Genomic DNA, 6373 nt, shown 5'->3' on the forward strand with positions numbered 1-6373 from the left:
AGGTGGCTGCGAAGCAGACGGAGGAGTTTGTTGCCATGTAAACGCTTTATTTACAAGAACTCCCTCCCCCCTTCGGGGTATTGAGCCCGGAAACCGGTCTCGAATCGGCTCTCGCTCGACAGACAACGAGTGAACTCCCTGTCTGTTCTCGCTTACTCGCCGATTTCCCTCTATAAACAGAGGGAGAGCTAAAATACTCACCGTCTTCGGGAAACCTTTCATTTTTATCTTTCAACTTTTAGTTTTTATCTTTTAACTTTTATCTTCCCGTGTTCATTGTAGGGCAGCAAGCACGGAGCCGAGCGATGCCCGGATCATGTCGGAGAGCCATAGAGGTGCCAGACCGATTCCGGCGATGGCAACAATCAGTATGATCGTGGAAAAACGTTCATACCAGTTGGCATCGGTGAGGGCATAGTGATGCTCGTTGACCACGCTCCCGTAGAGTAGTTTCCCGACCACTCGCAGAATGTACACGGCCGTGATCACGATGGACGTGCAAGCGATGATCGTGAATACCCGGTGGAAGGTGTCCGTCTCTTGGAACGCTCCCACGAACACGGTCATTTCTGCCACGAACCCGCTTAATCCCGGAAGACCGAGGGAGGCGAGACCGGCAATCACGTAACACACGCCGAGGTAAGGCATGATCTTCATTAAACCACCCATTTCCCGGATGTCACGGGTATGCGTGCGGCCGTAGATCATACCGATCAGGGCGAAGAACAAGGCTGTCATCAGACCGTGGGAAAGCATCTGCATCACGGCTCCCGTCATGGCCGTCTGGTTTAACATCAGGATGGCGAACAATACCAGCCCGCAGTGGCTCACGGACGAGTAGGCGTTGATGTATTTCAAGTCCGTTTGCACGATGGCCGAGTAAGCCCCGTAAACGACGCTGATACCCGTGAGGATGATGAATATCCATGAAAGCTCTTTAGCGGCCTCCGGCATCAGGTAGATGGCTACCCGGAAACACCCGTAACCACCCAGTTTCATCAATACCCCGGCATGGAGCATGGAGACTGCCGTGGGGGCAGAGGCGTGACCGTCGGGTGACCATGTATGAAACGGGAATAATGCCCCGAGGACCCCGAACCCGATGAATACCAACGGGAAGAACCAGCGTTGCAGGCTTTCGGGCATGGCGTGGGCCTGCGCTATTTCCTGCAAGTTCATCGTGAATGCTCCCGTCGTCGAGGAGTGGAAGTAGATGCCAAGAATCCCCACGAGCAGCAGGGCAGAGCCTCCCATCAACATCAACGTCAGTTTCATGGCAGCGTATTCCTTTTTCCCGCTACCCCAGACGCCGATCAGCAGGTACATGGGGATGAGGGCCACCTCGTAAAACATGAACATGGTGAAGAGGTCCACGGAGATAAAGAACCCGAATACCCCGATGGCCAGCAGGTTAAACCACAAGAAATACTCTTTTTGCAGGAAGTCCATTTTCCATGACGCGAATGTACCCGTGAAGACGATGACGGCGGAAAGCAGCAACATGGCTACCGAGATCCCGTCAACTCCCACGGAATAATGTATGTTCAAGGGTGCGTACCAAACCGTGCTGGCGGTAAACAGCATTTCTGCCGTGTTACCGGCTCCCCGTTCTCCTAAATATGCAAATACCAACCCGACGGCTAAGGCCAGCAACAGGGAAGCTCCCGTGGCCACCGCTACACGAATTTGTTGCAGGTTCTTTGAAAGAAATAACCCGCCCATCGTGAGTATTGGTATCAGAACGAATAATGATAAAAAGTTCATATCTATTTTAATTTATTAGTCTATAAAGTTCATAAGGTTCATAAAGTTCATAAGGTTCGTGGACCCCTGCGGGGCGCTTTGTCCACGGCAGCAGGAGCTGCCGATAAACACTGTCCGAAGGACACTCGTGATCTTATGGACCTTATAAACTTTATGAACTTTATAAACTCTTCCATTTTTACATTATTAATAAAACCACGACTAGTATTAATAGCGAGCCGAACAGGATCACGTAAGCGTATTGCTGTATTTGTCCGGATTGTAATCCCCGGATAGAGTAAGACAATCGTTGCGTGACGTTTGCCAGACCGTTCAGCGATCCGTCGATCACGTGGCGGTCGAACCAAGCGATGGGGCGGGATACGCAGTTGAAGATGATACGTTTCGTGATGAAGAGGTACAACTCGTCCATGTAGAACCGTCGGTAAGCGGCGCGATGCAACCCGCTGAACGTGGTGGCCAGACGATCCGGTACGGGGTTCGATCCTTTGTAGAACCACGTGGCAAGAGCGATGGAAGCCACGGCAACAACGATGCTGGTGCCGGCTACTGTCCAGTCTAGGTGGATGATATATTCCATCCCGTTGCTACTGACAAATTTCCCGAAAGGAATGAACCCGGCGAAAAGTGTTACCACGGCAAGGAATACGAGGGGAAGAGTCATGCTCTTCGGGGCCTCGTGTGGGGTGTGTTCATGCGCGCTTTCTTTACCCCAGAAGATGTTATAATAGAGGCGGAACATGTAGAATGCCGTCAGGGCCGCGATGAAGCTCATCACGACACCGAGTACCGGGCTGAACATGAACGTGGCGGCCAGTATTTCGTCTTTACTGAAGAACCCGGAGAACGGGGGGATACCTGAAATAGCGAGACAAGCCACGAGGAACGTGATGTGCGTCACGGGCAGGTATTTACGAAGACCACCCATGTGGCTCATCTCGTTGCTGTGAACGGCATGGATAATGGCTCCCGCGCCGAGGAATAGCAAGGCTTTAAACATGGCGTGCGTGAACAGGTGGAACATGGATGCCATGTAGCCCAAGCCTTCGTGGCCTTCCATCCCGGAGACACCGAGCGCCACCATCATAAAACCGATCTGCGAGATCGTGGAAAAGGCCAGCACTCGCTTGATGTCCGTCTGCACGCAGGCAACTACTGCCGCGTAGAGGGACGTGACCGCTCCCACGACCGCGATCAGCACGAGTACCTCGGGGGCCTCGAAGTAATACACGGGGAACAAGCGAGCCACGAGGTAAACCCCGGCAACCACCATCGTGGCCGCGTGGATCAGTGCCGACACGGGGGTAGGACCTTCCATAGCGTCCGGTAACCAGATATGTAACGGGAACATGGCCGACTTCCCGGCACCTCCCATGAAAATCAAGGCCATGGCCCAGCTCATCACGGAACATCCCATGAAGGTCGTCCCGGCAGCCCCGGCAAAGAGTGACGAGTCGCCTGAAGTTAACAGGTCGAAAGAGAATGTTTTCGTGTAGAACGAGAGCAACAGGATGCCGATCAGGAAACCGAGGTCGGCGAACCGGGTGACGATAAACGCTTTCTTGGACGCGGCGACAGCCTCCGGTTTCGTGTAGTAGAAACCGATCAACAGGTAGGAAGAAACACCCACCAGCTCCCAGAAAATGTACATCTGGAAGATGTTCGTGGCTACCACGAGACCCAGCATCGAGAAACTGAAAAGGGAAAGGAAGGCGTAGTAACGCTGGAAACCTTTTTCCCCGTGCATGTATCCCAAACTGTAAACGTGTACCATCAATGATACGGTCGTGATTACTACCAGCATCATGACGGAAATCGGGTCTAGCAAGATACCCAGATCAATATGCAGGTATTGCGTGAAACGCAGCCATTCGAAGTTGAACGGGATGACCGGGAGGCGTACGCCTTCTACCCGGGGTATCGAGAAATATTGCCATGCCGTCATGTAGGCTAGCAAGGCACATATCGCCAAAGATAACGTTCCTATGCTCCCGGCCGTGGTGGGTTTCAATTTCGTACCCAACAAGCCTAGCGCTAGAAATGTCAGCAATGGTAGAATCAATATTAAAACTGTGTATTCCATGTATTGATTTCTTGATTTTAGATTTTAGATTTTAGATTCCAGCCGCACGGTGCGGACGCTTTTTGATTTCTTACTTTTATCTTTTAGAGCAAGATGGTATTTTAGCTCATCCTCTGTTCATAGAGGAGGTGGCTGCGAAGCAGACGGAGGAGTTTGTTGCCATGTAAACGCTTTATTTACAAGAACTCCCTCCCCCCTTCGGGGTACTCCCTCTATAAACAGAGGGAGAGCTAAAATACTCACTGTCTTCGGGAAACTTTTCATTTTCAATTCTCAATTTTCAATTGTCCATTCCTTTGCTCTTCTTCTTTCAGCTCGTTCAAGTTTTTCACCTGTATATTGCGGATGTTCCGGTATATATTGATGATGATGGCTATGGCAACGGCTGTTTCGCAAGCGGAAACCCCGATGGCGAACAGGGTGAAGAAAAAGCCTTCCATCTGTTCGGGGAAGAGATAACGGTTGAACACGGCAAAGTTGATGTCCACTGAATTCAGGATCAACTCGATTGAGATCAACACGGCGAGCAGGTTCCTCCGGGTGATGAACCCGTAAATTCCCGCGAAAAGCATGATCGTGCTGATCACCAAGTAATATTCCATGTGTAGTTCCATATACTTATTTTAGATTTATGATTTTATCGATTAAGTGATTTAGTGATTTCCGATGAAGTGATTTTAATCACTCAATCATCGAATCGGCAATCACGGAATCTTTTTCATTCTAAACTCTACATTTTAAACTTTTCTTTATCTTTTTCTCGCTATCATGATTCCACCGATGATGCAGGTCAATAGCAGGACACTGATTACCTCGAAGGGGAGTAGGTACTGATATTTCTCCGTGCCCATCAAGGCGGTTCCGATGACTTTTTGGTTGATCTCCCCACCCACGAAGCGAGAGGGACCGAACGAGTGCATTAACGTGATGTAAACACATATTGCCGCCCCGGCGAGAGCCGTGATTAGCCCGGCAAACATCTTGCTGTTCTTCAACCTGCTCACCTTGCTTTTGTCTGCCGTGGTGAGCAATATCGAGAACACGTACAGGATAATGATACCCCCGGCGTAGATCGTTAATTGCACTGCCCCTAGGAATGAGTATTCCAACTGGAAATATATTCCGGCAGTGGCAAAAAGCACGAATAGCAGGTAGGTCGCCGATCTCAAGATTCGGTTGGTCGTCACGGTCAGGATCGAGCAGACAACGATAACCGTTGCCAGGATGAAAAAGACCGTTTCTTGTAATTCTGCTGTACTCATATCTTTATTTTAGATTTTAGATTTTAAATTTTAGATTCCGGCCGCACGATTCTCGCCTTTTTCATTTTCAATTTTCAATTGTCCATTTTCAATTGACTCGTCGTGCAGGTACTTTACCAGTTTACTGCGCGTGTAGACAGCGTGTTCGAACGTGGGTTTGAACTCGATGGCTTGTTGAGGGCACATTTTTACGCAGAGTTGGCAGAACATACAGCTACCTAAATCGTACCGGTATTTTATCAACACCTTTTTCTTCTTGCCGGTTTCATCCGTGACAAATTCGGACGTGATCTTGATGGTCCCGTTCGGGCAGTTCATCTCGCAGATGCCGCAAGCGATACATTTGTGGTGATTGTTCTCGTCGTGAGGCATCACCAGTTCCCCCCGGAAACGGTCAAACATTTTCAACGTGGCCCGGTTTTCCGGGTATTGCTCCGTCGTTTTCTTGGTGAAAAATTCCCGTAGCGTGACTTTCATCCCGGTCAGCAAAGAGAAAAGACCCTTGAAAAACGAGGTAATATATCTTATAATACTCTTCATAACTTCGTCTTTAAAAATGTAGTTTAAATACGACAATGATCACCATCAGGAAAAGGTTGATCAGGTTAATCGGCAACAGGTAGCGCCATTCCAAGCGGAGTAACTGGTCGATACGCAACCGCGGGAAGGTCCATTTAAACCACATGATGATGAATATAACCACGGCTGTTTTCCCGAAAAACCAGAAGATGGAAGGAATGTAATCCATGATTTGGTTGAAACTTTCCCAGCCGGGAACGTGTAACGGCATCCAACCGCCTAAGAACAGGGTGCTGGCCACGGATGCAACCACGAACATGTTCAAGTATTCGGCGAGGTAGAAGAACCCGAAGTGCATACCGGAATACTCCGTGTGGTACCCCGCGGTCAACTCCGAGTCGGCCTCCGGCAAGTCGAAGGGACCCCGGTTCGTCTCGGCTGTCCCGGCGATGATGTAAACGATAAACGCGATACAGGCCGGGATATGTCCTTTGAATAGCAACCACCCGTCTGCCTGTCCTTCCACGATCGTGGAGAGCTGCATACTTCCGGTGAATACCACCACGGTAAGGATGGATAACCCGATGGATAACTCGTAACTGATCATCTGCGCGCCACTTCGCATGGCACCGATCAACGAGTATTTATTATTACTGGCCCACCCGGCAAGCAGGATTCCCACGATACCGATGGACGACACGGCGATCAGGAAGAAGATTCCCACGTTGAAGTCGATCACGTGTAG

7 protein-coding genes are annotated in these 6373 nt (G+C 50.0%); all 7 read right to left on the bottom strand.

What is annotated here, in order from left to right; all coding sequences use genetic code 11:
* Window positions 1-222, bottom strand: a 222-nt coding sequence (locus tag AB5542_RS20650) for a hypothetical protein (protein WP_368243420.1), incomplete at its 3' end; no start/stop codon positions are given.
* A gap of 51 nt (window positions 223-273) precedes the next feature.
* The gene (locus tag AB5542_RS20655) at window positions 274-1764 is read right to left on the bottom strand and encodes a NuoM family protein (protein WP_270543712.1); all 1491 of its coding nucleotides are present in this window, start codon (window positions 1762-1764) and stop codon (window positions 274-276) included.
* 178 nt (window positions 1765-1942) lie between these two features.
* A complete protein-coding gene (gene nuoL, locus AB5542_RS20660) occupies window positions 1943-3847 on the bottom strand; it encodes an NADH-quinone oxidoreductase subunit L (RefSeq protein ID WP_279038742.1) in 1905 nt (634 codons plus the stop codon).
* A 266-nt stretch (window positions 3848-4113) separates the two neighbouring features.
* Window positions 4114-4449 (bottom strand): NADH-quinone oxidoreductase subunit NuoK, encoded by a 336-nt coding sequence (nuoK, locus tag AB5542_RS20665; RefSeq protein WP_151412216.1) that lies wholly within the window; start codon window positions 4447-4449, stop codon window positions 4114-4116.
* A 147-nt stretch (window positions 4450-4596) separates the two neighbouring features.
* Entirely contained in the window at window positions 4597-5109 is a 513-nt protein-coding gene (locus AB5542_RS20670) for an NADH-quinone oxidoreductase subunit J (RefSeq protein ID WP_027199796.1), read from the bottom strand.
* Window positions 5110-5139: 30 nt separating this feature from the next.
* Window positions 5140-5649, bottom strand: a complete 510-nt coding sequence (locus tag AB5542_RS20675) for a 4Fe-4S dicluster domain-containing protein (protein WP_279038743.1) — start codon at window positions 5647-5649, stop codon at window positions 5140-5142.
* A 10-nt stretch (window positions 5650-5659) separates the two neighbouring features.
* The coding region (locus AB5542_RS20680) for an NADH-quinone oxidoreductase subunit H (RefSeq protein ID WP_368243421.1) at window positions 5660-6373 on the bottom strand (714 nt) is incomplete at its 5' end.

Origin of the sequence: Butyricimonas sp. RTP31003st1_G1_RTP31003_210430 (assembly GCF_040920905.1) — a bacterium.
Lineage (GTDB): Bacteria > Bacteroidota > Bacteroidia > Bacteroidales > Marinifilaceae > Butyricimonas > Butyricimonas paravirosa.